The 24,166-nt window shown below is 74.3% G+C and carries 23 protein-coding genes and 1 tRNA gene; 3 read left to right on the top strand and 21 right to left on the bottom strand.

What is annotated here, in order from left to right; genetic code table 11:
• Positions 1–269 precede the first annotated feature (269 nt).
• Positions 270–343: transfer RNA gene (locus ACRAS8_RS22625), tRNA-Lys, on the top strand.
• 34 nt (positions 344–377) lie between these two features.
• Here ACRAS8_RS22625 and ACRAS8_RS22620 read toward each other — a convergent pair.
• The 11 genes from ACRAS8_RS22620 to ACRAS8_RS22570 all read right to left on the bottom strand — a co-directional run bounded on the left by ACRAS8_RS22620 (position 378) and on the right by ACRAS8_RS22570 (position 10,453).
• A complete protein-coding gene (locus tag ACRAS8_RS22620; RefSeq protein WP_438487819.1) occupies positions 378–683 on the bottom strand; it encodes a hypothetical protein in 306 nt (101 codons plus the stop codon).
• On the bottom strand, positions 667–1,104 hold the full coding sequence (locus tag ACRAS8_RS22615) for a hypothetical protein (protein ID WP_438487818.1): 438 nt from the start codon (positions 1,102–1,104) through the stop codon (positions 667–669). Before ACRAS8_RS22615 ends, ACRAS8_RS22620 begins: the two co-directional genes overlap by 17 nt.
• 122 nt (positions 1,105–1,226) lie before the next feature.
• Positions 1,227–2,006: an HAD-IIA family hydrolase gene (locus ACRAS8_RS22610; RefSeq protein ID WP_438487817.1), complete on the bottom strand. Its 780-nt coding sequence runs from the start codon at positions 2,004–2,006 to the stop codon at positions 1,227–1,229.
• A 126-nt stretch (positions 2,007–2,132) separates the two neighbouring features.
• On the bottom strand, positions 2,133–3,197 hold the full coding sequence (locus ACRAS8_RS22605; protein WP_438487816.1) for a 2-aminoethylphosphonate ABC transporter substrate-binding protein: 1,065 nt from the start codon (positions 3,195–3,197) through the stop codon (positions 2,133–2,135).
• Between the two features lie 56 nt (positions 3,198–3,253).
• A complete protein-coding gene (locus tag ACRAS8_RS22600; protein WP_438487815.1) occupies positions 3,254–4,051 on the bottom strand; it encodes an ABC transporter permease in 798 nt (265 codons plus the stop codon).
• Positions 4,038–5,018, bottom strand: coding sequence for a 2-aminoethylphosphonate ABC transporter permease subunit (locus ACRAS8_RS22595; protein ID WP_438487814.1), 981 nt, complete (start codon positions 5,016–5,018; stop codon positions 4,038–4,040). The genes ACRAS8_RS22600 and ACRAS8_RS22595 overlap by 14 nt, the downstream gene beginning before the upstream one ends.
• Positions 5,011–6,249, bottom strand: coding sequence for an ABC transporter ATP-binding protein (locus tag ACRAS8_RS22590; RefSeq protein ID WP_438487813.1), 1,239 nt, complete (start codon positions 6,247–6,249; stop codon positions 5,011–5,013). The genes ACRAS8_RS22595 and ACRAS8_RS22590 overlap by 8 nt, the downstream gene beginning before the upstream one ends.
• A 1-nt stretch (position 6,250) precedes the next feature.
• Positions 6,251–7,024 (bottom strand): phosphonatase-like hydrolase, encoded by a 774-nt coding sequence (locus ACRAS8_RS22585; protein ID WP_438487812.1) that lies wholly within the window; start codon positions 7,022–7,024, stop codon positions 6,251–6,253.
• Positions 7,018–8,139: a TIGR03364 family FAD-dependent oxidoreductase gene (locus tag ACRAS8_RS22580; RefSeq protein WP_438487811.1), complete on the bottom strand. Its 1,122-nt coding sequence runs from the start codon at positions 8,137–8,139 to the stop codon at positions 7,018–7,020. The genes ACRAS8_RS22585 and ACRAS8_RS22580 overlap by 7 nt, the downstream gene beginning before the upstream one ends.
• Positions 8,140–8,375: 236 nt before the next feature.
• The gene (locus ACRAS8_RS22575) at positions 8,376–9,173 is read right to left on the bottom strand and encodes a GntR family transcriptional regulator (protein WP_438487810.1); all 798 of its coding nucleotides are present in this window, start codon (positions 9,171–9,173) and stop codon (positions 8,376–8,378) included.
• A 65-nt stretch (positions 9,174–9,238) separates the two neighbouring features.
• Complete coding sequence (locus ACRAS8_RS22570; RefSeq protein ID WP_438487809.1) at positions 9,239–10,453, bottom strand: ROK family transcriptional regulator; 1,215 nt, start codon at positions 10,451–10,453, stop codon at positions 9,239–9,241.
• A 56-nt stretch (positions 10,454–10,509) separates the two neighbouring features.
• On the opposite strand from ACRAS8_RS22570, the gene ACRAS8_RS22565 reads away from it, so the two are divergent.
• Entirely contained in the window at positions 10,510–11,667 is a 1,158-nt protein-coding gene (locus ACRAS8_RS22565) for a Gfo/Idh/MocA family oxidoreductase (protein WP_438487808.1), read from the top strand.
• Positions 11,668–12,310: 643 nt separating this feature from the next.
• Here ACRAS8_RS22565 and ACRAS8_RS22560 read toward each other — a convergent pair.
• The 6 genes from ACRAS8_RS22560 to ACRAS8_RS22535 form a co-directional block, all read right to left on the bottom strand.
• A complete protein-coding gene (locus tag ACRAS8_RS22560) occupies positions 12,311–13,168 on the bottom strand; it encodes a fumarylacetoacetate hydrolase family protein (protein WP_438487807.1) in 858 nt (285 codons plus the stop codon).
• Positions 13,169–13,339: 171 nt separating this feature from the next.
• On the bottom strand, positions 13,340–14,374 hold the full coding sequence (locus tag ACRAS8_RS22555; protein WP_438487806.1) for a YidC/Oxa1 family membrane protein insertase: 1,035 nt from the start codon (positions 14,372–14,374) through the stop codon (positions 13,340–13,342).
• A gap of 195 nt (positions 14,375–14,569) precedes the next feature.
• Positions 14,570–14,875, bottom strand: coding sequence for a DUF6412 domain-containing protein (locus ACRAS8_RS22550; RefSeq protein ID WP_438487805.1), 306 nt, complete (start codon positions 14,873–14,875; stop codon positions 14,570–14,572).
• Between the two features lie 245 nt (positions 14,876–15,120).
• On the bottom strand, positions 15,121–16,665 hold the full coding sequence (locus ACRAS8_RS22545) for a sodium:solute symporter family protein (RefSeq protein ID WP_438487804.1): 1,545 nt from the start codon (positions 16,663–16,665) through the stop codon (positions 15,121–15,123).
• Complete coding sequence (locus ACRAS8_RS22540) at positions 16,662–16,931, bottom strand: DUF3311 domain-containing protein (RefSeq protein ID WP_438487803.1); 270 nt, start codon at positions 16,929–16,931, stop codon at positions 16,662–16,664. The genes ACRAS8_RS22545 and ACRAS8_RS22540 overlap by 4 nt, the downstream gene beginning before the upstream one ends.
• Positions 16,932–17,450: 519 nt before the next feature.
• Positions 17,451–18,800 (bottom strand): DUF445 domain-containing protein, encoded by a 1,350-nt coding sequence (locus ACRAS8_RS22535; RefSeq protein WP_438487802.1) that lies wholly within the window; start codon positions 18,798–18,800, stop codon positions 17,451–17,453.
• Positions 18,801–19,100: 300 nt separating this feature from the next.
• Between ACRAS8_RS22535 and ACRAS8_RS22530 the strand changes: the two genes are divergently transcribed.
• Positions 19,101–20,411, top strand: a complete 1,311-nt coding sequence (locus ACRAS8_RS22530) for an SGNH/GDSL hydrolase family protein (protein ID WP_438487801.1) — start codon at positions 19,101–19,103, stop codon at positions 20,409–20,411.
• Positions 20,412–20,467: 56 nt separating this feature from the next.
• Here ACRAS8_RS22530 and ACRAS8_RS22525 read toward each other — a convergent pair whose 3' ends face one another.
• The 4 genes from ACRAS8_RS22525 to ACRAS8_RS22510 form a co-directional block, all read right to left on the bottom strand.
• Positions 20,468–21,193: a DUF1707 SHOCT-like domain-containing protein gene (locus ACRAS8_RS22525; RefSeq protein ID WP_438487800.1), complete on the bottom strand. Its 726-nt coding sequence runs from the start codon at positions 21,191–21,193 to the stop codon at positions 20,468–20,470.
• A 9-nt stretch (positions 21,194–21,202) separates the two neighbouring features.
• Complete coding sequence (locus ACRAS8_RS22520; protein ID WP_438487799.1) at positions 21,203–22,228, bottom strand: ABC transporter ATP-binding protein; 1,026 nt, start codon at positions 22,226–22,228, stop codon at positions 21,203–21,205.
• Between the two features lie 125 nt (positions 22,229–22,353).
• Entirely contained in the window at positions 22,354–23,208 is an 855-nt protein-coding gene (locus ACRAS8_RS22515; RefSeq protein WP_438487798.1) for an ABC transporter permease, read from the bottom strand.
• Positions 23,201–23,995, bottom strand: coding sequence for an ABC transporter permease (locus ACRAS8_RS22510; RefSeq protein ID WP_438487797.1), 795 nt, complete (start codon positions 23,993–23,995; stop codon positions 23,201–23,203). Before ACRAS8_RS22510 ends, ACRAS8_RS22515 begins: the two co-directional genes overlap by 8 nt.
• Positions 23,996–24,166 lie beyond the last annotated feature (171 nt).

Genomic DNA, 24,166 nt, shown 5'->3' with positions numbered 1-24,166 from the left:
GGACGAGCCGGACCGGGAAGGGACGAGCCCGGCCGAGCCAGGCTGGGCCAGGCCGGGCCGGCGGTCGGTGGGCGGCGGCCCGCGACGCCATCCACCGGGGCGCCACCGACCGCGGGGCCACCCACCGCGACGCCATCCGCCGGGACGCCGTCCGCTGGGGCGCCACCCGCCAAGCCGGTGACGGGGATCACAGGCCCCTGAGGCGTGGGGAGGGTATGCGTGGGTACGGACCACCCTCGGAGTTCGTGTAGAGTTTTCCACGTCAGCGCGCGCCGCTAGCTCAGTTGGTTAGAGCAGCTGACTCTTAATCAGCGGGTCCGGGGTTCGAGTCCCTGGCGGCGCACGTAGGACTGAGGCCCCTCGCATCGCGGGGGGCCTCAGTCGTGTTGCGGTACGGGGCCGCGGTCCACCGGGGTTCCGGGGTGCGGCGCCGACGCGTGGGCGAAGGGGCGGCCGACGGCGGCGGCGTCGCCGGTCACCGGGAGCCGGGCCGGGCCGCCGTCCGGCAGGTCGGGGCCGCCGCCGCAGAGCCAGCACGCCACCAGCAGCGCGGCACCGGCGATGCCCGCCAGGAGGCGGGGGCCGGCGGGTGCCGGGGGCGCGGGACGTCGCGGCCCCTCCCCCGCGGCGTCCTCCCCCACGGCATGCTCCGGGGCCGCCGTCTCCTCACTCGTCGTCGGCACCGCCGCTCCCCTGGCGTTCGCGGCGGAGCCGGAGTCTGAGGCGGAGCAGCTGGCCGGCGATGACCAGGACCGCGCCGCCCGCCAGGACGAGGGCGACGGCGGAGGTGCTGCTCAGTTCGCGGTGGGCGGTGACGCGGTCGGGGGTGAGGCGGGACCGGGCGACCGGGGCGGGCGCGAGGTGCACGGCGGGTACCGTCCCGGCGGGGTCCGCGGCCCGGCCGGCGTCGAGGCCGGCGGGTGCGAAGCGGGCCGAGCCGGGGACGGCCGGGACGGGGGCGAGCGGGTGGTGGGCGGCCGGGGCGGGGGCGACGGCGGTCTGGGCGGTGCGGGTGCCGGGTCCGTCGGCGGCGGCGTAGGCGGGTGCCGTCGTCACCGCGCACGCCGCGAGGGCGGCACAGAGTGTGAGCTGCGGTGAGCGCATGGTGTACCTCCGGTTACCTCCGAAGGTCCGCCGCCCCGCCGCCGGGCGCATCCGGGGCGGGGCGGGGCTGCGCCGTCCGGGTGGGCGGTGCGGCGCCGCACCACGGCTCGGACCAGGTCGGCTCAGACCAGGTCGACGAGGTCCGCGATGGAGTCGACGACGCGGGAGGGGCGGTAGGGGTGACGCTCGACGTCCTCGGGGCGGGTGAGGCCGGTGAGGACGAGGAAGGTCCGCATGCCCGCCTCCAGGCCGGCGACCACGTCGGTGTCCATCCGGTCGCCGATCATGGCGGAGGTCTCGGAGTGGGCGCCGATGGCGTTGAGCGCGTGGCGCATCATCAGCGGGTTGGGCTTGCCGACGAAGTACGGTTCGACGCCGGTGGCCTTGGTGATCAGCGCGGCCACCGAGCCGGTCGCGGGCAGCGCGCCCTCCCGCGAGGGACCGGTCTCGTCGGGGTTGGTGGCGATGAAGCGGGCGCCGTCGTTGATCAGCCGGATGGCCTTGGTGAGCGCCTCGAAGCTGTAGGTGCGGGTCTCGCCGAGGACGACGTAGTCGGGGGCGTGGTCGGTGAGGATGTAGCCGATGTCGTGCAGGGCGGTGGTCAGGCCGGCCTCGCCGATGACGTAGGCGGTGCCGCCGGGCCGCTGGTCGGCGAGGAACTGCGCGGTGGCCAGCGCCGAGGTCCAGATCGACTCCCAGGGGACGTCCAGGCCGATGCGGTTGAGGCGGGCGTGCAGGTCGCGGGGGGTGTAGATGGAGTTGTTGGTCAGGACGAGGAAGGGCTTGCCGGACTCCCGGAGCCGCTTGATGAAGGCGTCCGCGCCGGGGACCGGTACGCCCTCGTGCATGAGGACGCCGTCCATGTCGGTGAGCCAGGACTCGATCGGCTTGCGCTCTGCCACTGCCACTCCCGCGGTGCGTGTCGACCAGGGCCGGCCGCTTGGCCAGGCCGTCGGCCGGTCCCCCGGAGGGCGGCCGACGGCCCCAGCCTAAGTCAGCGGCGGCCCGTCGGTCCTGGTCGGCGGCGGTCAGCTTCCGGTTGCGGTCTTCCAGGCAGCGAGGTAGGCGTCGAGGTTCTTGTCGATGTCGTTCCAGTCGGGCTGGAAGACGTCGACCCCGTTCATGATCTTGGCGAGGGCGGTGGCGTTCGGGTCGGTGGCCTTGACGTCCTTGCGGGAGGTGAAGCCGCCGCCGGCGGCGGAGACCTGTTCCTGGACGGGCTTGCTGAGCAGGTAGTCGAGGAACTTCCGGGCGTTGGCGGCGTGCGGGGCGTCCTTGACCAGGCCGGCGGCGTAGGGGAGGGCGAAGGTGGCAGGGCGGGCACCGGGCTTGGCCGCGGGGAAGAAGATGCCCTGGTGGGGCATGGTCTTCATGTTGGCGTAGTTCATCTGGACGTCGCCGTTGGCGACCAGGAGTTCGCCCTTGTCGGTCTTGGGGGCGAGCTGGCCGGTGGAGGAGGACGGACCGACGTTGTTGGCCTGGAGCTTCTTGAGGAAGGCCATGGCCGGGCCCTGCCCGCCGAAGTCGTGCAGGGCCTTGATGAGGACGGCGGTGCCGTCGCCGGCGACGCCGGGGGTGGAGTACTGGAGCTTGCCCGCGAAGCGGTGGTCGGTGAGCTCCTGCCAGGTGGCCGGGGGCTGCTTGAGCTCCTTCTTGTTGTAGATGAAGCAGAAGTAGTTGTTGACGATGGAGACCCACTTGCCGTTGGGGTCCTTGTCGGCGGCGGCGACCGCTTCCGAGCCGTGCGGACGGTAGATGCCCAACAGGCCCTTGTCGTCGGCCTGTTGGATGAACGGCGGCAGGGTGACGATGACGTCGGCCTTGGTGTTGGCGCGTTCCCGGGCCAGGCGCTGGACGGCGGCGCCGGAGCCGGACTCCACGTAGTCGACCTTGATGCCGGTCTGTTTCTCGAAGTCCTTGAAGACCTTGTCGTAGAAGCCGTCGCCCTTTTCGCTCTTGAGGCCGTCGGCGCTGTAGACGGTGATCTCCTTGGCGTTCGGGTCGGCGGCGGAGGCGCCGCAGGCGGTACCGGTGGCGGCGAGGACGAGGACGGCGGCGCCGGCGGTCAGGAGGCGGTGCGGGCGGCTGGGCATGGCGGGTGCTCCTGGGGAACGGGGGCAGGCGGCGGGGAGTCGGGGGTGGCGCGGGATCAGCGGTAGGTGGCCCTGGTGCGGACGCGGGAGACGCCGAGCAGGACGAGGAGGGTGGCGGCCATGAGGGCCACGGCCAGGGCGGCGCCGGTGAAGAGGGCGCCGCGGTCGGTGGCGGCGAAGATCTGGACCGGCAGCGGCATCCAGTCCGGCGGGTAGAGCATCATCGTGGCGCTCAGCTCGCCCATGGAAAGGGCGAAGCACAGGCCCGCGGCCGCGGTCAGCGACGGCAGCAGCAGCGGGAGTCTGACCCGCCACAGCACGTACGCGGGGCGGGCGCCGAGGCCGGCGGCGCACTGTTCGTAGGCCGGGTCGAGGCGGGCCAGGGCGGCGGTCACGGACTGGTAGGCGAAGGCGGTGACCAGCACGGCGTGGGCGGTGATCACGATCTGCGGGGTGCCGTTGAGGAGGAACGGGGGGCGGGAGAAGGCGACGAGGAGGGCGAGGCCGACGACGACGGAGGGGACGGCGACCGGCAGGAGGAAGAGGGCGTCGAGGAGCCGGCGGCCGCGCCGGCCGAGCTTTTCGGCGGCCAGGGCGGCCCAGGTGCCGGCGGTCAGCGCGGCGGCGCTCGCGGCGAGGGCGGTGAGCACGCTGGTGGTGAGGGCGGTCAGGGCGTCGCCCCGCGCGATGTCCTGATAGTGCGTCAGGGTCGGGCCGGAGGGGAGGGCGCCGCTCCAGCCGTCGGCGAAGGAGGCGGCGACGATCACCAGCAGCGGGAGCGCGAAGACCGGGACGAAGAGGAGGAGGAACACCGCCTGGACGATCCGGCGGGCGGCTGCGCTATGAACGAGCACGGTCGGCGCCTCCTGCGGCGAGGGCGGGGGTCGGGGCGGGGGCGTTTCCGGTGGAGACGTCGGCGGGGGCGGCGCTCGCTGCCGGGGCGGGCCGGCGGCGGGCGGCGGTGCGGGCCGTGCGGGCCATCACGGTGCGGTAGAGGGCGTAAAGGGCGACCGACAGGACGATGTTGACGACCGCGACGACGCAGGCGCCGGTGTAGTCGCCGTCCAGGATCGCCTTGGAGTAGACGAGCACCGGCAGGGTGACGACGTCCTTGGCGCCGGTGAACAGCACGATCCCGAACTCGTTCAGGCACAGCACGAGGACCAGCGCGCCGCCGGCCGCGAGCGAGGGCAGCGCCTCGGGCAGGATCACCGTCCGCACGATCCGCCACGGCCCGGCGCCCAGCGATCCGGCGGCCTCCAGCTGCGCGGTCTCCACCTGCGCGAACGCGGCCAGGAGGGGGCGCATCACGAACGGCGTGAAGTAGGTGACCTCGGCCAGCAGCACGCCCCAGGGGGTGTGCAGGAAGTCCAGCGGCCCGTGGGCGGCGCCGGTGACGTCCGTCCACAGTCCGTTGGCGATGCCGGCGGTGCCGTAGAGGAACAGCAGGGCGAGGGTGATCAGGAAGGACGGGAAGGCCAGGAAGAGGTCGACGAAACGGGCCAGCGCCCGGCCGCCGGGGAACGGGACGAAGGCGATGACCAGGGAGAGCAGCAGGCCGAGGAGGAGCGCGCCGAGAGTGGCGCCGGCGGCGATCAGCACGGTGTTGGCCAGCGCGTCCCGGAAGGAGGCGGTGGCCAGGACGACGGTGTACGGGGCGGTGGACGGTCCGCCGCCGTTCTCCGGGGTGACGGACTGGCGGACGACCAGGGCGAGCGGGTAGAGGAAGACCAGCGCGAGGGCGGCGACGGGCGGCAGGGCCCACAGGGCGGCGGTCCGGGCGCGGCGCGGCCCGGCGGCCGCCGGGGTCCGGTCAGCCATGGCGCGCCCCGCCGTCGGGAATGCCCGCCGGGATGCCGTCCGGAATGCCCTTCGGGACGGCCGCCGGGATGACATCCGGGACGTCCGCCGGGATGCCCGCCGGGTCGTCCGCCCGGAGGCCGGCCGGGACGAGGACCGCGTCCTGCGGGGCGAAGTGCAGGGCGAGTTCGCCGCCCGGCGGCGGGGGCTCGCGCAGCTCCCGCAGGTCGGCCATGACGCGGTGGCCCGCCACCTCGACGTACAGGCGGTGGGTGGCGCCGCGCCACTGGACCTCGGTGACGGTGCCGCGCAGGGTGTTGCCGTCCGGGTCGGGGCTCGCGCCGAGGCCGAGCAGGTGCGGGCGGACGCAGAGCGTCGCGGTGGCGCCCGGGGCCGCGTCCCCGGTGCGGGCGGCCAGCGGGCGGCCGGCGAACTCCACGCCGCCGGGCCGGCGCACGGTGACCGGCAGGAGGTTGGCGGTCCCGACGAACGACGCGGTGAACGCGGTGCGCGGGCTGCGGTAGAGCTGTTGCGGGGTGCCGCACTCGCGCAGCCGGGCCGACTCCAGGACGGCGATCCGGTCGGCGAGGGTCAGCGCCTCGATCTGGTCGTGGGTGACGTAGAGGATCGAGACGTCCGGCAACTCGCGGTGCAGGCGGGCGAGTTCGGTGAGCATGCCGGAGCGCAGCCGGGCGTCGAGTGCGGACAGCGGCTCGTCCAGCAGCAGCACACCGGGGCGGAATGCGAGCGCGCGGGCGAGGGCGACCCGCTGCTGCTGGCCGCCGGACAGTTCGCGGGGGTGCCGGCCGGCGTAGGCGGCCATGCCGGTCAGCTCCAGGGCCGCGGCGACCCGGCCGGGGATCTCGGCGCGCGGGACCTTCTGCGCCTTCAGGCCGAAGGCGACGTTGTCGGCGACCTTCATGTGCGGGAAGAGCGCGTACTGCTGGACGACCATGCCGATGCCGCGCTTGTGGGGCGGCAGGTCGGTCACGTCCCGGCCGCCGATCAGGACGCGTCCGGAGGCCGGGCGGACGAATCCGGCGACCGCCCGCAGCGCGGTGGTCTTGCCGGAGCCGGACGGGCCGAGCAGGGCCAGCACCTCGCCCGGTTCGACGGTGAGGCCGAGGGAGTCCAGGACGGTGTGCTCGCCGTGCCGCCCGTAGGCGACGGTGACGTGGTCGAAGCGGATGCCGGAGGCCGGGGGCGGGGCGGCCGACGCGGCGGCGGGGACCGTGGCCGAGGGGGCCGGCATCTCACACCACTCCCAGCAGCGCGGGCAGTTCGGCGACCGAGCCGAGGACGTGGGTGGCGCCGGCGGCCGTCAGCCGCGCGGCGTCGTGGGCGCCGGTGCGCACCCCGGCGACCACCGAGGCGCCGCTGCGGCGTCCGGCGATCATGTCGTAGGAGGTGTCGCCGGCCACCGCGAGCTGCGCGACGTCATCGGCGGCGCCGGTGCGCAGCAGGGCGGCCAGCACCATGTCCGGGTACGGGCGGCCGCGGCCGCCGGCGTCGGCCGGGCAGAGGGTGAGCCGGACCAGGTCGCGCCAGCCGAGCGCGTCGAGGATGGCGTCCTGGGTGACGCGGGCGAAGCCGGTGGTGAGGACGACGGTGCGGCCGGCGGCCTGGAGGGCCTCGATCGCGGCGCGGGCGCCGGGGACGGGGGCGATCCGGCCGTCGTCGACGAGGTCGCCGTAGGCCGCCTCGAAGGCGCGGTTGGCGCGCCGGGCGGCCTCCTCGGTGGCGTGCGGGTCGCCGTCGGGGGCGGCGAACAGATGCCGGAAGACGGAGATCTTGGACTCGCCCATGGTGGCGCGGACGTAGGCGAGTTGCCCGGCATGCGCGGGGCTGCCGGGCTCGACGCCCATGTGGCGGGCGGCGGCGTCGAAGGCCCGCTCCACCAGGCCGTCGTCGGCGACGGTGGTGCCGGCCATGTCGAGGACGACGAGCCGGATGTCCTCGGGGCGGAAGGTGCTGGAGGTGTTGGTGGTGCCGGTGGTGTGGTCGGGGTGCGTCAACGGGCTCACCATCCCAGTGCGTTCGCGGTGGTCTCGGCGATGGCCGGGGAGCAGGTCATCCCGCGTCCGCCGGGCCCGGTGACCAGCCAGACGCCGTCGCGCACCTGCTGGCGGTGGACGACCCGGCCGGTGTCGGTGCACTGGGCGTAGACGCCGGCCCAGCGGTGGCGGATACGGGGCAGCGGGCGGCCCAGGAGCGCCTCGACGACGTCGGTGAGGTGCTCGTAGGGCTCCTCGACGGTGTCGAAGGCGAACGGGGTCTCGTACTCGTGGGTGTCGCCGATGGTCAGGCCGCCGTCGGCGCGCTGGACCATCAGCAGTTGCATCTTGTGGGCGGCGGCGGTCGGGGCCTGCGGCTGGCCGGCGTTGAGGGCGTCCAGGGCGTCGCCCCGGTAGGCGGGGTAGTAGCGGAAGCTGTCGGCGTCCGCGACGGAGGTGGTCAGTGCCTCGCCGAGCGGGTCGGTCTGCATCATCTGCAGGCGCACCCGGCGTACCGGCAGGTCGGGGACGAGCTCGCGGACCAGCCCGCCGAGCCAGGCGCCGGTGCACAGGACCACCGTGTCGCCGTGGTGGGTGGTGCCGTGGTCGTCGCGGACCGCGCGCTCGCCGACCACGTCGCGGACCTCCCGGCCGCCGAGGTAGGTGTACCGCCCGGACGCCAACAGGGCTTCCTTCAGGGCGCGTTGGGCGACCCGTGGTTCCACCGCGGCGTCCCGTTCGCACCACAGGGCGCCGGCGAACCCGCCGCGCAGGGCGGGGTTGAGGGCGCGGGCCTGCGCCGCGTCGAGGAGGCGGTAGCCGCGGGCGGCGGCGTCCGGGCGGCGGGCGGCGGCCTCGGCGACGGCGCGCTCGGCGTCGTTGCGGACGACGGTCAGCGAACCGATGGCGCGGAAGCCGATGCCGGGGACGCGGGCGCCGATGCCCTCCCAGAGTTCGCGGGCGCGCAGCGCGGTGTCCAGCTCCTCGCCGCCGGCCCGGCCGCTGACCCAGATCTGTCCGAAGTTGCGGACCGAGGCGCCGCGGGCCTCGGCCTCCCGCTCGAAGTGCAGGACCTCGTGGCCCCGTTCGACTGCGTGCCAGGCGTGCATGGTCCCCAGCACGCCGGCTCCTACGACGATGACTCGCATGCCCCAGACGGTCGCGGCGCCGGGTGGCGCGGAGGGGACAGTTCGGCGACGGGACGGTTAACACGCCTTCAAACTTGGCCTAGACCCGTTATCTTTCCGTAACATCTAGCCGAACGAGCCGACCAGCCGAACGAGCCGAACTGCCCACCGCTGCCCACCGGGTAGGGATCCGTGCTCACCGGGTAGGGATCAGCAAGGGGGCCACGCACCCCCTACGGGCCCCCGCCCCCAGCCCCCTACGGGCCGTCACCCCGCCCCCGCGCACCACCCGCACCGCCGCCGCCCAGATGCGTGGTGAACGAGAACCGGTCGCCCCGGTAGAGGGACCGGACCCGCTCCAGCGGACGGCCCTCGGTGTCCCGGGACAGCCGGTGGATGAGGAGCATCGGCAGCGCGCCCGGGGTGCCGATCAGCAACGCCTCGCGCGGAGTGGCCAGTACGGTCTCCAGGCGCTCGTCCGCGTCCCCGAAGGCGACGCCGAGCCGCTCGCGGAGGTACGCGTAGAAGGACGAGTCCGGCTCGAAGTCGGCCGCCAGGTCCGGGACCCGGGACACCGCGACATAGGTGCTCTCCAGGCCGACCCGCTCGTCGTCGGCGAGCAGCACCCGCTCCATGTGCCACACCGCGTCGCCCGCGGCGAGCCCCAGGTCGCGGGCGAGCGCCGGCGGCGCGGGGAAGCGGTCCAGCGAGACGAGGTGCCGGCCGGGCCTGCGGCCCTGGCGGCGGACGCCCTCGGTGTAGCTGGCGAGCGAGAGCGGCTGCGCCATCTTGGGGCCGGCGACGACGGTGCCGCGCCCCATCCGACGCAGCCGCCCCTCCAGCACCAGCTCCCGGAGCGCCTGGCGCAGCGTCTCCCGGGACACCTCGAAGCGCAGGGCCAGTTCGCGCTCGGCGGGCAGCGGTTCGCCCTCTCCCAACTCCTCCAGCAGGGCGGCGAGGTCGACCTTCGCCGCGTAGTACTTGGGGATGCGTCCGTGCTCGGGAATGCCGGACCGGACGGGTGCGCCAGGATCCTGGCCGTACGGGAACTCCACCCGGGGATCTTCGCATCAGGGCGGCCGGATGGGCGCGGGGGCCCTCGGACAGGAGCGGAACGCCCCTAGCGGAACAGACCCTTCAGTACCAGCTCCGCCGCGCCGTCCGCGACCGTGCGGGAGCCGCCGCGGGCCGGCGTCACCGGTATCGGGGACGCGCCCCCGGGGCCGCCGCCGGAGGTCGCGCCCGGCCGGCCGCGCAGCGCCGCGTGGTCGGCCAGGACCCGGGCCACGCCGTCCCGGAACACCTCCGGGTGGGCCAGGACGGTGCGGCCGCCGAGCAGCACCCGGTCGATGTCGAGCAGTTCGACGAGGTTGGCCGCGGCCACGCCCAGCACCCGGGCCGCCGCCGCCAGGTCGCCGCGCGCCACCGCCGCCAGGCACAGCGCCTCGACGCAGCCGCGCCGCCCGCAGCCGCACCGCGGCCCGTCCAGCTGCACCACCTGGTGGCCGAACTCGCCCGCCCCGGTGTGCGGCCCGCGGTAGAGGCCGCCGTCGAGGACGAGCCCGGCGCCGAGCCCCGTCCCCAGGTGGAGGTAGGCGAACGAGGCACCGCCGTCCTCCTCGGGCATCCGGCTGAGGCCGAGGGCCGCCGCGTTGGTGTCCTTGTCGAGGACGACGGGCAGGCCGAGGCGGGCGGCGAGCGCGTCCCGCAGCGGGAAGCCGTCCCACTGGGGGGCGCCGGTGACCTGGCGCAGGACGCCGGTCGCGTGGTCCAGCGGCCCCGGGCAGGCCACGCCCGCGCCGAGCACCGGCGGCCCGCCCGCCGCCTGCCGCAGCGCCGCGACCTCCCGGGCGGCGATGGCCAGGACGGGTCCGGCACCGGCGCCGAAGTCCAGGGGCGCGCGGCGGACGGCGGCCGGCCGGCCGGTGAGGTCGGCCAGGACGCAGATGATCTCGTCGCGATCGAGGTGGACACCGACTGCGTGCCGCGCCCCGGGGACCAGCCGCAGCACGGTACGGGGCTTGCCGCCCGTGGACGCGCGGCGGCCCGCCTCGGCAACCAGGCCGTCGGCGCGCAGCCGCGCGGTGATCTTGCTGACCGCCTGCGGGGTGAGCCCGGTCCGCTCGGCCAGCTCCAGCCGGCTCGCGCCCGCCTCCCCCGCGGTGCGCAGCAGCCCCAGCACCAGGGCGGTGTTGTGCCCGCGCAGGGCGAGGAGGTTGGCGCCGGGCGGGGCGGGTGCCGCGGGGCCGGCCGCGGCGGGCGGGACGACCGACGGCCCCGGCGTGCCCTGCCGCCGCTCGCCGCCGTCCGGGTGATCGGGATCGTTGCTGCTCACCCTCCCATTCTCCGCACTGCTTGCGCTTTGGCAACAGCGTTGCGAAAGTGGAGGGCATGAGCGACCCCGAAGCACCCGGCGCCCCCGCCACCGCCGCCGCCACCGCGGCCGCGGTCTCGGCCCGCACCGCCCCGTTCCGCGTCGGCCTGATCGGTTACGGCCTGGCGGGTTCGGTCTTCCACGCCCCGCTGATCGCCGCCACCGACGGCCTGCTGCTCGACACCGTCTCGACCGGCAGCCCCGAGCGGCAGGCCCAGGCCCGCGCCGAGCACCCGCAGGTCCGCACGGTGGCCGCCGCCCAGGAGGTCCTGGACCGGGCCGCCGCCGGGGACCTCGACCTGATCGTGCTGGCCTCGCCGAACAAGACGCATGTGCCGCTCGCCACCGCCGCCCTGGAGGCCGGCGCCGCGGTCGTCGTCGACAAACCGCTGGCCGCCACCGCCGCCGAGGCCGAACGGCTCGCCGCGCTCGCCGACCGCCGAGGCCTGCTGCTCTCGGTCTTCCAGAACCGCCGCTGGGACAACGACTTCCGCACGGTGCGCCAGCTCCTCGCGGACGGCGCGCTCGGCGAGGTGCAGCGCTTCGAGTCCCGCTTCGAACGCTGGCGGCCGCAGCCCAAGGGCGGCTGGCGCGAGTCCGGCGACCCGGCCGAGCTGGGCGGACTCCTCTACGACCTCGGCAGCCACCTCGTCGACCAGGCGCTGACCCTCTTCGGCCCGGCGGTCTCGGTCTACGCCGAGTCCGACGTCCGCCGCCCGGGCGCGGAGGCCGACGACGACACGTTCCTCGCCGTCACCCATGCGAACGGCGTCCGCTCCCACCTCTGGGCGAGCGCCACCGCCCCCCTGCTCGGCCCCCGCTTCCGCGTACTGGGCGACAAGGCCGGCTACACCAAGCACGGCCTGGACCCGCAGGAGGCGGCGCTGCGCGAGGGCCGTCGCCCCGGCGACGGGGACACGGAGTGGGGCGTGGAGCCGAGGGCCTGCTGGGGCCGGCTCGGCGCCGGGGCGTCCCCGCGGATGGGCGGCGGCGACCCGGTGCCGACCCTGCCGGGCGACTATCCCGCGTACTACGCCGCGATCGTCCGCGCCCTGCGGGACGGCGGCGACCCGCCGGTGACCGCCACCGAGGCCGCGGCCGCGCTCCGCGTCCTGGAGGCCGCGCGGACGTCGGCGGCCGAGGGCCGCACGGTCCGCATCGGGGACGGCGCATGAACGGTTCCTGGCGGGGCCGCGCCCCACGTAGCCGACTGTCCCGCCGTAGGAGTTCGCCTTTTTGCGCCTGACGGCGCTTGCCTGTCGCCCCTGCGGCGCATTGCTTATCCGCTGCGCGGGCCCTTCCGCTGCGCTTGGCTGGCTTCCCACGTTGCCGGGTGCGGCGCCGTGTCGCCTGGCGGCGGGCTGGTCCGCTGCGCGGGGCTGTTGGGTGCGGTGCCGGGCCTCCGGGGCAGGGGGTGTGTCCGGACTGCTGCGCTTTACGTCCGGACACACCCCCTGCCCCTCCGACCCGTCCCCTCCCGTGGGTGGTCATGGAAGACGGTGGGTGGGGGCTCGCGTGAGTGGTCCCGTGCCGGTCGCGCTCATCAGTTGACGGCCACCCATCAGTCCAGAGCCTGCACCGGCCCACAGACGGCTGGCCCAACTCACCTGAAATCCGACCCTCAACGGGAGGGGACGGGTCGGAGGGGGTGGTGTGCCGGACGTAAAGCGCAGCAGTCCGGCACACCACCCCCGGAGGCCCGTCACCGCACCCGACAGCCCCGCGCAGCGGACAACAAGCCCGCGAAGCGGGCCGGGAAACGCGCCGTCAGGCGCAAGGGCGAACCCCTACGGCGGGAACGCCGACAACGTGGGGGGATCAAGCCAGTCGCAGCGCCTGACATTGACGGCCCAAGCCGTCAATCTCCAGTTCCACCACATCGCCGGCCCGAAGATACGGCTTGGGGTCGGGCCGGCCCATCGCCACTCCCGCCGGGGTGCCGGTGTTGATCACATCGCCGGGGTACAGGGTCATGAACTGGCTTACGTAACGGACCACTTCGGCCACCGGGAAGATCTGCTCGGCGGTCGTGCCGTCCTGTTTCAGCTCGCCGTTGACCCACAGCCGGATGCCCAGTGCCTGCGGGTCCGGTACCTCGTCGGCGGTCACCAGCCACGGGCCCAGCGGGTTGAACGTCTCGCAGTTCTTGCCCTTGTCCCACTGGCCGCCGCGCTCGATCTGGAAGGCGCGCTCGGACACGTCGTGCGCCACCGCGTAACCGGCCACCGCCGCCCGCGCCTGCTCGTCGCTCTCCAGATAGCGGGCGGTCCGGCCGATGACCACCGCCAGCTCGACCTCCCAGTCGGTCTTCACGCTGCCGCGCGGGATGAGCACGGTGTCGTCGGGGCCGACGACGGTGTCCGGGGCCTTGAGGAAGACGATCGGCTCCTCGGGGGTGGCGGCCCCTGTCTCCCGGGCGTGGTCGTGGTAGTTCAGCCCGATGCACACGACCTTGCCGATCCGGGCGACCGGCGGGCCGATGCGGAGCCCGGCGCCGTCCAGTACGGGCAGGTCGCCGGCGGTCGCGGAGGCCCGGATCCGGGCGAGGGCCGCGTCGTCCGCGAGCAGTGCGCCGTCGATGTCCGTGACCAGGCCCGAGAGGTCCCGCAGCACGCCGGTCTCGTCGAGCAGCGCCGGGCGTTCCGCCCCCACCGGTCCGACACGCAGCAGCTTCATCGTCACAACTCCCGTCGTCAAAGGGTCGGTCCGGGAGGGTGCTCCCGGACCGGCCGATGGGGGACGGCCATCGAGCGATTGGCTGATCCTCCAAGAACGAGGGCCCCTCCACAAGACCCCCGTCCACGGAGTGGACGGGGTGGACAATGTGCGCAGCCGCGGACTGGACCGTTACTGAGGGGTGGTGACGATCGGGGTGCCGTCGGGCCGTCGGCGCACGGCGCCGGTGGTGGTCGGCTCGCCCTGGGCGCCCGCCGCGTCCGACCCGCCCGTCCGCGCCGCGGCATTGGCCCTGGCCCGGGCCGCCTTCTTCCGCGCGGCCCGGGACTTGGGCCCACCCCGCCGCACCGCCCGCGGCGCCTGGGAGGCGGGGGTGGGGGTCGAGGTGGAAGTGGGCTGCGCTTCCGGCTTCGGCTGCGACTGCCCAGTGGTGCTCGCCGCCGCCTTACGGCCCCCGGTCACCTTTCCGGCCGCCGCCGGATCACCGTCGTCCGCCCGCTTCCGGTCGCGGTGGAGGAGGGCGCGTTCGCAGGCCGTCCAGGTCGTGGTCGTCACCATGTAGAGGCCGGCCGCCAGCGGGACCACCGCGACCGTGATCAGCGTGCCGAAGGAGAGCAGCGGCATCAGCTTGCCGAGCGCGCCCAGGCCCGGGGTGGTGGTGCCCGCGGCGGGGGTCGGGGCGGCGGCCGCCGCTGCCCGGGCGCGGCGGTAGTTCCAGGTGGCGACCGCCGCGATCAGGGCGAAGAGCGCGAGGTAGACCAGGCCCTGCGGGCCGGTCGGCCCGCCGTCGGCGAGGGCCTGGCGCCAGGTGCCGCCGAGCGGCGCGCCCAGCAGCGTGTGGTTGAGCAGGGTGCCGCTGCCGGTGGAGAAGAGGTGGTACATCACGAAGAAGACCGGGATCTGGAGCAGGCTCGGCAGGCAGCCGGCCAGCGGCGAGGAGCCGGTCTTGGCGTAGAGGTCGCTCGTCGCCTGCTGGAGGCGCTCCCGGTCGCTGCCGTATTTGCGCTGGAGAGCGGCGATCTGGGGGGCGAGGGCGGCGCGGGCCTTCTCGCCGCGGGCCGCGGCGCGGGCGAGCGGATGCAGGGCGGCGCGGACGCCGAGGGTGAACAGGACGATGGCGGCGGCGGTGGCCGCGGTGCCGAAGAGCGGTTCGATGAGCTGGGCGCCGCGCGCCAGCGCCGCGCCGAGGATGTCGAAAACGGACATGTGTGAGCCCTCCACGGGTCTCGTCGTGCCGGAATGGAGAGACGGCGTGACGAGCCGCGCGGGCACGCACCGGCGCAGCGGTGGGACAGGTCGAGGCCGGGCTATGGCTGATCAGGGCACGGGCCGGGGCAGGGTGAGGGCCGGCCAGGGCAGGTGCCGGAGAACAGCTGGGCGTCGGGAGGTGCGCCGGAGCGGCTACGCGGCCGCCGGGAGGGCGCGGCCCGGTGCTCGCGGGCGCGGGCGGCCGGCGGCGTCGGGGTCGCGTTGCGGCAGGAAGGCCGTACGGCGCTCGCGGTCGCGGATGGCCGTGCGTATGCGGCCCGGTGGGACCGGGCGGGCGGTGGCGGCCAGGGCGAGGGCACTGCACAGCAGCAGCACCGCGGCAGTGGTCGCGGCGGCGGCGAGGGACGTCGTCAGACCGCTCTGGGCGAGCAGGAGTCCGACGAGCAGGAAGAACAGCGCGCTGGTGTAGAGCCGCCAGGCATCGGCGATGCGGTACATCCGGCGTCCCCCCTTTCGCGCTCCCCCGCGCGTGCGTTGTTCTTCGGTGTTCTCGGTTTGATGTTCCCGGTCGGCGGTCCGATTCCGGTCCGACCGTCCGTTCCAGGGTAACCGCCCCCGCGACCGCCCGCGACAACCAGTTCGAGAATTCACTCTCAGCAGTGAACAGTGCAGTGAAGAGTGTAGTGAACGGCAGTGGACGGCCGCGAGCCGCGGTGAGGTGCGGGCGGCGGGCGGCGCGGGCCTCAGCGGGTGCCGGTCGCCTCCGCCGTCCCGGACCCGGCCCCGGCCGCCCCAGCCGCGTCCCCGGCCCGCGGGAACTCGTCGTCCAGCGCCAGCACTTCGGCGTCCGGGCGGTCGTCGCCGCGTTCGCGCGGGCCGAGCCACGTGACCGCCAGGGCCACCACGACGTTCACCGCCAGCCCGACGATGCCGGCGTTCACGCCCCGGACGGGATCGTGCCCGCCGAAGACCAGGACGCACACCACGGTGAAGCCCGCCGCCAGGCCGCTCACCGCCGCGTACATCGTCAGCCGCCGCCACACCAGCCCCAGGAGGAGCATCGGCACCAGCTGGGCCATGCCCTCGTAGGAGATCAGGGAGAGCCGGACGAGGGTGTTGGGCGCGGTGTAGGTGAGCGCCAGCGCGAGCGCCCCGGCGACCACCACGACCACCTGCGCCCAGAGCTTCTGACGGGACGCCAGCCGTGGCACCGCGCCGAGCACGCTCCTCCCCCACATCGTGCCGATGACCAGCATGAAGACCGCCATCGGCACGATCGACGAGAGCGCCGCGGCCGCCCCGATCACGCCGACCGCCCAGGCCGGCAGCGAGTCCACGACGAGTTTGAACAGCGCGAGGTTGGAATCGGCGCCGGTCAGGCCCGGGACGACGAACAGCGCCGCCAGCCCCAGCAGCATCGGTACGAACAACAGGACGTTGTAGAAGGGCAGGTACATCGCGTTGCGGCGGAGCGCGTCGGCGTCGCGGGCGCCCAGGTAGCCGGCCACGGTCGTCGGGAAGATCACCACCGTCAGGGAGTTGATCACGGTGGTGGTGACGAACCACGTCTGGCCCAGGCCGTGGGAGGCATGGCCGGGGAAGGTCAGCCACTCCGGCTTCTCGGCGACGAGGCGGTCCAGGAAGGGACCGTAGCCGCCGAAGTAGTGCAGCGGGACGTACACCGCGAGGAAGCCGAGGGTGACGACGACCAGGATGTCCTTGAGGACCGACACCCAGGCGCTGCCGCGCAGTCCGCTGACGACGACGAAGCCGGTGGTCACCGCGAAGCCGATGAAATAGGCCCAGTTGAGACTGATCGTGCCGTAGGAGAGGGTCGAGACGACCACGCCCATGCCGGTGATCTGGAGCTGGATGTAGGGCAGCAGGCAGACGGTGGCGAGGACCGCGACGGCGGCGCCGAGCCAGGGCCGGCGGTAGCGGTGGGCGACGATGTCGGTGATGCCGACCAGGCCGTGCCGGCGGGCGTAGGCCCACAGCATCGGGCCGACGACGTAACCGACGGCGTAGCCGCAGGACATGTAGGCCACGACGTAGAGCACGGGGGCGCCGAAGTTGTAGCCCCAGCCGGCCGCGCCGAGGTAGCTGAAGCTGGTGTAGCTCTCGCCGGCCATCAGCACCCAGATGAAGACGGTGCCCAGGCTGCGGCCGCCCACCGACCACTCGGTGAGCCCGCCGCCGGCCACCCGGCCGCGGAGCGCGAGCAGCCCCAGGACGACGGTCAGCAGCATGAACGCGGCGAAGACCGCGGTGGCTACGGTGGCGTTCACGCGCGGCCCCCGGTCGTTCCGCCGCCGCCCCGGCCGTGACCGCGCCGGAGGTCGCCGCGGCGCGCCAACCACACCGACACCGGGGTCAGCAGGATCGCGAGCAGCATCCAGAAGAAGAGGAACGGCAGGCCGAGCACGGTCGGGGTGACGCGGTTGACGGCCGGCAACGCGAGCAGGAACAGCGCGTAGGGGCACAGCAGCCAAAGCGCTGCGCTACGCCTGCGCCCCACGTTTTCGGCTTTCCCGCCGTGGGTCGGTTTTCGCACGTCTGCCGAGACTAGTCGTTGCACTTGGCTTGGCTCTCACGTTGTCGGGTTTTCCGCCGTGCGGGCCTTTGTCTTTTGCGCCTGCGGCGCGGGGCCGATCCGCTGCGCGGGGCTGTTGGGTGCGGTGCCGGGCCTCCGGGGCAGGGGGTGTGTCCGGACTGCTGTCGCTTTACGTCCGGACACACCCCCTGCCCCTCCGACCCGTCCCCTCCCGTGGGTGGTCATGGAAGACGGTGGGTGGGGGCTCGCGTGAGTGGTCCCGTGCCGGTTGGGCTCATCAGTTGACGGCCACCCATCAGTCCAGAGCCTGCACCGGCCCACAGACGGCTGGCCCAACTGGCCTGAAATCCGACCCTCAACGGGAGGGGACGGGTCGGAGGGGGTGGTGTGCCGGACGTAAAGCGCAGCAGTCCGGCACACCACCCCCGGAGGCCCGTCACCGCACCCGAAAGCCCCCGCGCAGCGGCCAAGAGCAATGCGCCGCAGGCGCGACAGGCAAGCGGCGAACCCCGGCGGCTTTCAGCCGCCCAGGGCCTGGGACACCGCGTAGATACACAGCCCCGCCAGGGCCCCCACCACCGTGCCGTTGATGCGGATGAACTGCAGGTCGCGGCCGATGTGGGCCTCGATCTTCCGGGAGGTGTGTTCGGCGTCCCAGCCGGCGACGGTGTCGGTGATCAGGGCGGTGATCTCGCCCTGGTACGTCGTCACGACGTAGACCGCGGCGCCCTCCAGCCAGCCGTCGACCTTGTCGCGGAGCCGGGCGTCGGTGGCCAGCCGGCCACCCAGGGAGAGCAGTGCGGCGCGTACCCGCAGCCGCAGCTCGCTCCGTTCGTCCTCGGCGGCGGCCACGATCATCGCGCGGACCGCGCCCCAGGCGGAGGCGATCAGGTCCTGCACCTCGCCGCGGCCCAGCACCTCGGACTTGAGCCGTTCGACCTTCTCGCGGGTGTCGGGGTCGGAGCGGAGGTCGGCGGCGAAGTCGGTCAGGAAGCGGTCCACGGCGCCGCGTGCCGGGTGGTCGGGCATGTCCCGCATCTCGGTGATGAAGCGGAGCAGTTCCTTGTAGACGCGGTCGCCCACCCTGCGGTCGACGAACCGGGGGGTCCATCCGGGGGCGCCGCCGGAAACCGCGGCGAGCACCGCGTCGCCGTGGTCGACCAGCCAGTCGTGGGCGCGGGCGCAGACCAGGTCCACGACTCGGGTGTGGCCTCCCTCGGCGACGATCTTCTCCAGCAGGGCGCCGATGCCGGGCGCGATTTCCTGGGCGTCGGCGCGGCGGGTGATGGCCTCGCCGACCACCGCCTGGACGTCGGAGTCGCGCAGTACGGTCAGCGCGCCGCGCAGCGCGGTGGACAGTTCGGCGGTGACCCGGTCGGCGTTGCCCGGCTCGGCGAGCCAGCGGCCGAGCCGGGCGCCGATGCCGACCGAGCGCAGCCGGCGGCGGACCACCTCGCCGGAGAGGAAGTTCTCCCCCACGAAGTCGCCCAGGCTCTGCCCGAGCTGGTCCTTCTTGGTGGGGATGATCGCGGTGTGCGGGATCGGCAGGCCCATGGGCCGTTTGAACAGCGCGGTGACCGCGAACCAGTCGGCCAGCGCGCCGACCATGCCGGCCTCGGCGGCCGCCGCCACGAACCCCGTCCAGCCGCCGGCGCCGGCCGCCCCGGCCCACTTCGCCAGGGCGTAGACCGCGGCGACGGCCAGCAGCAGCCCGGTGGCCAGGGCCTTCATCCGGCGGACGGCCTGCCGCTTCTCGGCGTCGGCGGCGCTGTAGCGGAAGCCGCCGGGCACCGTGCGGCCACCCGGGGCGCCGCCCGCCACGGGCAGCGGCGCCGCGGACCGCGCCCCCTCGGTCGTCGTGTCGTCCATCCGTTCCACCGCTCCCGCCGTGTCCCCCGCCGGCCGTACCGGCCGTACGCCCGTATGTGTCCCACAGTGCCCTACTCCCGGAACCCGCCACGAGTTCCCGGCGTCCGGGACACCGGTGCGGAGCAGGGCGCCGGGCGGCCTGTGGGGGGTACGTGGGATCATGAACCACCGGCCGGACCGCGACGTCGCCGTTCACCGGGCGTCCGCGGCCCGCCGCCCTCCCCCGGCCACCGCCGGGCGGGAGTGCCCCCAGTCCGCCCGGAGCGCGCAGCTCCGCCAGCCCCTGGAGACCCCTCCGGCATGACCAGACGCGTGGGATACACCCTGCTCGCCGGCCTGGCGTCGGTGGTGGTGCTGATCTCGGCGGCGATATTCGCCGGTTTCGACGGCACCCCCGGCCTGCCGGGCGGCGCGCCGCGGGAGCCGCACACCTCGGCGGCGCCGGCGGGCTCCGGGCAGTGGGTCGGCACCTGGTCGGCGGCGGTCGCCTCGGCGGAGCCCGGCACGCAGGACGGCTACGCGCAGATGTCGATCCGGAACGTCGTCCACACCAGCGTCGGCGGCTCCAGCGCCCGGATCCGGCTGTCCAATCTCTACGGCACCCGCCCGCTGCCGCTCAGCCACGCCTCGCTGGCCCTGTCGGCCGGCAGCGGCAGCCCGATCGCCTCGGCCGGCAGCATGCGCCGGCTGACCTTCGGCGGCAAGCCGTCGGTGACGCTCCCGATCGGCGGCGAGCTGACCAGCGACCCGGTCCGGCTGGCCGTCCCCGGCGACGCCGACCTGCTGGTCACCACGTACTCCCCGGCCCCCTCGGGACCGGCCACCTACCACCCGTACGCCCGGCAGACGTCCTACCTGGCGCGCGGCGACCGCACGGAGGACTCCGCGGGCACCGCCTATACGGAGCAGAGCCCGTACTGGCGCTATCTGACCGGCGTGGACGTGTGGACCACCAAGGCACGCGGCGCGGTGGTGGCGATCGGCGACTCGATCACCGACGGCATCACCTCCACGCCCGGCGCCAACCACCGCTGGACGGACTTCCTGGCGGCCCGGCTGCGCGACGAGCCGGGCGCGCCCCGCTACGGCGTCCTCAACACCGGCATCAGCGGCAACCGCTTGCTCACCGACAGCAGCCGCCTCGCCCCCACCAACGGGCCCAGCCTGCTCTCCCGTCTGGAGCGTGACGCGCTGTCCCGTACGGGCGTGCAGGCGGTGGTGGTCGAGATCGGCGTGAACGACCTGTTCAAGGCGCCGCGCCAGCTCGACCCGGAGAAGGTCGTGGCGGGCATGCGGGAGGTGGTGCGGCAGGCGCACGCCCGTGGGCTGCGGGTCACCGGCGGCACCCTCACGCCGTTCGGCGGGCACCGCGGCTACTCCCGACGGCTCAACGCGGTACGCGAACGGGTCAACCGCCTGATCCGCTCCGGCGCCGTCTACGACGACGTCGTCGACTTCGACCGGGCGCTGTGCGATCCGGAGCACCCGCTGCGGCTGCTGCCGGAGTACGACTCCGGCGACCATCTGCACCCCAGCGACGAGGGCTACCAGGCGATGGCCGACGCGGTGGACCTGGGCGGCCTGCGGCAGGCCGCACCCGCCGCGCTCTAGGGCGCTCCTTCCTCCACGGAGATCCGTCAGAAGCGCCCTAGCCCGGCGGCCGCCGGTCAGTCCAGTTCGCGGCGCCGCCGGCGCTCCTCCTTGAGCCGCCGCTGCTCCTCCTTGCGTTCGGCCTTCAGGCGCCGCTGCTCCTCCTTGAGCAGCTTGCGCTCCACGCCGACGCCGCCCATCAGGGCCAGCCCCGAGACGATCACCCGGGGCGCCCCGGGCTCGCCCGGCACCCCGTCCTCCTGGGAGTCGAAGCCGCCCATGATGCCCAGTCCGCGCACCTCGACCTCGACGCCCGGCGGCACGATGACGTTGACCCCGCCCATCACCGCCCAGACGTCGATCCGGACCTCCCGGTCGGCGAAGTCCGCCTCGCGCAGGTCGAGTTCGCCGCCGCCCATGAGGCAGACCGCGGTGAACCGACGCCCGATCGTCCACCGGCCCTTACGCTCGAAGCCGCCCATGACGGCGATGCCCGTCGTGGAGCCCTGGGCGCCCTCGCGGATCCGCTCGGACCAGGCCGTCACCGCGCCGCCGGGTGCCTGGTCCTTGCGGAGCGACACGGGGGACGTGGACTGCGGGGCCGCGGGCCGCGCGGCCGCCGGCAGGTCGGCGGTGATCCGCTCCAACTCCCCGTACGTGCGGGCCTGGTAGGTGGCGTCGAACCGCTCGTCGAACTCCGCCATGTCCAGCCGGCCCTCGGCGAGGGCGTCCCGCAGGATCTCGGCGACCCGCTCGCGGTCGGCGTCGGAGGCACGCAGCTGGGGGAGCCGTTCGTCAGTCATACGAACAGACTAAACAGTTCGGGGCGCCGCCGGGTGCGCCGCGCCGAGGTCGTGGCGGACCGTGCCGCCGCCCGCGTAGAGCTCGGCGATCAGGGTCTCGATGTCGGGTTCGCGCACCGCGAGATCCACCAGCGGATAGCGGGCGGCGACCGCCGTCACCAAAGGTGCCGCGCTGCGCTCCGCGGGGAAGGCCAGCCACTGCCGCGGGCCCTCCACCTTCACCGTGCGGGCGCCGGGAACGCCCTCGATGGGCGGGAGTTCCTCGGCCAGGTCCACCACCAGCGTGCGCTCGCCGTCCGCGGCGGCCCGCAGCCCGGCCAGGTCCCCGTCGAAGACCAGCCGGCCGTGGTCGATGACCATCACCCGGCGGCACAACTGCTCGATGTCGGTGAGATCGTGGGTGGTCAGCAGGACCGTGACCCCGCGTTCGGCGTTGACCTCGCGCAGGAACGAGCGGACCCTGGCCTTGCTGACGACGTCCAGGCCGATGGTCGGCTCGTCGAGGTAGAGCACGTCGGGGTCGGGCAGCAGCGCCGCGGCGAGGTCGCCGCGCATCCGCTGGCCGAGCGAGAGCTGGCGGACCGGCACCGCCAACAGGGGCGCGAGGTCGAGGAGTTCGACGCAGCGGTCCAGGTTGGCGCGGAAGACGGCGGCCGGGACGCGGTACATCCGGCGCACCAGCTCGTAGGAGTCCTTCAGCGGCAGGTCCCACCACAGGGTGGTGCGCTGGCCGAAGACGACGCCGACGCGGCGGGCGAGGCGGGCGCGCTCCCGGGAGGGGTCGAGGCCGGCGACCCGCAGCCGGCCGCCGCTGGGCACCAGGATGCCGGTGAGCATCTTGATGGTGGTGGACTTCCCGGCGCCGTTGGGCCCGATGAAGCCGACCATCTCGCCGCGCGGCACCTGGAAGGTGAGGCCGTCGACGGCGCGGACCTGGTGCCGGGTCCGGCGCCAGCGGCCCGCCCGGCGGCGGACGGTGAAGACCTTCTCGACGTCCGCCAGCTCGATCAGCGGATCCCCGTCCACCGCGTCCATGGCCGCAACTCCCTTGCTTTTCGGTGCTTTTCTGTGCTTTACGGGCGACTTGGTGTTGTCGTTCTTCCTTGCGTGTTGTCGTGCCTGCTTGCTTCGTGTCGTAGTGCTTGCTTCGTGTCGTGGCGTCAGCTGCCGGTGCTGCGGTAGGCGCGGATGCCGTGCCGCCAGGCCAGTGCGGCGCCCGCGACCATCAGCGCGGCCACCGCGGGGCCCAGGAAAGCCGTCCAGACCGGCAGGCCGAGGGGATAGGGGCGGCCCAGCAGCCACAGGGCGGGCAGCCAGTTGATGAAAGCCAGCGGGACGATGAAGGTGACGCCCCGGACCAGGTCGCGGGCGAACACCGTCGGCGGGTACTGGAGCAGGGTGTTGCCGCCGTAGGTGAGGGAGTTCTGGAGCTCGGCGGCGTCCTGCGCCCAGAACTGGAAGGCCGCCCCGGCGGTGTAGACCGCACCGAAGATCACCGCGCCGCACACCGCCATCAGCGGCACCATCAGGATCCGGCCCGGCGTCCAGTCCACCTCGATCCGGTCGACCGACCACAGCAGCACCAGCAGCCCCTGGGCGGTGCGGCCCAGCCGGCGCAGCGCGAAGCGGTCCGCGGCGATCTGGGCGTAGACCGGGGCGGGGCGCAGCAGCAGGGTGTCGAGGGTGCCGTCGCGGATCCGGGCGCCCAGCCGCTCCACGTTGCCGACGGCCAGGTCCGCGAGTCCCAGGGCGAGGCTGCAGGTGCCGTAGAGGAAGGCGACCTCGGGGAGGGTGAAGCCGCCGAGCGCGCGGACGCGGGAGAACATCAGCAGGATCGCGGCGAAGTCCAGTGCGCTGCCGGCGAAGTTGCCGAACGCCATCAGGGCGAACGAGGTCCGGTAGGCGAGCGTGGAGCGCACCCACATCCAGGCGATCAGCCCGTACGCGTACAGCCCGTGCCCGAGGGCGCGCAGCCGGCCGTCCGGTGCGCCGGGGCCGCCGTCGTCCCTAGCCACCCTGGACCACCACCTTGCGGGTGGCGGCCGACTGCACCAGGCGCCCCAGGGTCAGCAGCGCCGCCGCCCAGGCCGCCTGGAACACCAGCCCGCGCAGCAGCGCACCGCCGGTCCGGGCGCCGATCAGGATGTCGGCCGGCACCTGGAGCAGCGCGGCCCACGGCAGCAGCTGGGCGGCGTCGGCCAGCCCGCCGGGGAAGACCCGCAGCGGCAGCACCATCCCGGAGAAGAACATGCAGGACAGCCCGCTGACGAGGGCCAGTCCGGAGCTGTCCAGCAGCCAGAACGCCGACAGCGCGACGAGGTAGCGCAGCGCGAAGCTGACGACGACGCCCAGCAGCGCCGACAGCAGGAACCAGCCCCAGGTCAGCGGGTCGCCGGGGAGCGCGAGCGGGAAGACCAGGGCGCCCACCGCGAGCGGTGCGGCGCCGCGGCCGAGCAGTTGGAGGCCGGCCCGGCCCAGGTCCGCGGCGAGCCACCACAGCTGGAGGTCGGCGGGCCGGTGGAGGTCCACCGCGATGTCGCCGCTGCGGATCCGCTCCTGTAACTCGTCCAGGCCGCCGGTGGCGATCAGGGCGACGGCCAGCAGGGCCTGTCCGGCCCAGACGAAGGTCAGCGCCTGCGCCGGGCCGTAGCCGCCCAGGTGCGGCCGCTGGTCCCACAGGGCGAGGTAGGTGTAGGCGATGATGAAGCCGAAGACGGTGTTGGTGACGATGCCGGCGACGGTGGCGGCGCGGTAGGTGGCGTACCGCCGGAAGCTGCCGGCCGCCACCGCGACGTACAACACGCCCTGCTCCCCCCGCTCGTGGTCGTGCCGTCCGGGACGGTGCGGACGGCGGCATCGGAGCCTAGGGTCCGCCCGCGGTGGGCACCATCGATTTATCACTCGTCCGGGTGAGGCAGGGGCGCATTCGGCCGCTCACCGGGCGGACGCCGGTGCGTGCCACCCCCGGTGTAC

This window comes from Streptomyces sp. S186, assembly GCF_051603415.1.
Classification (GTDB): domain Bacteria; phylum Actinomycetota; class Actinomycetes; order Streptomycetales; family Streptomycetaceae; genus Streptomyces.
Note: the sequence above shows the minus strand (reverse complement) of the source record. Positions and strands in the feature narration are given on the sequence as shown.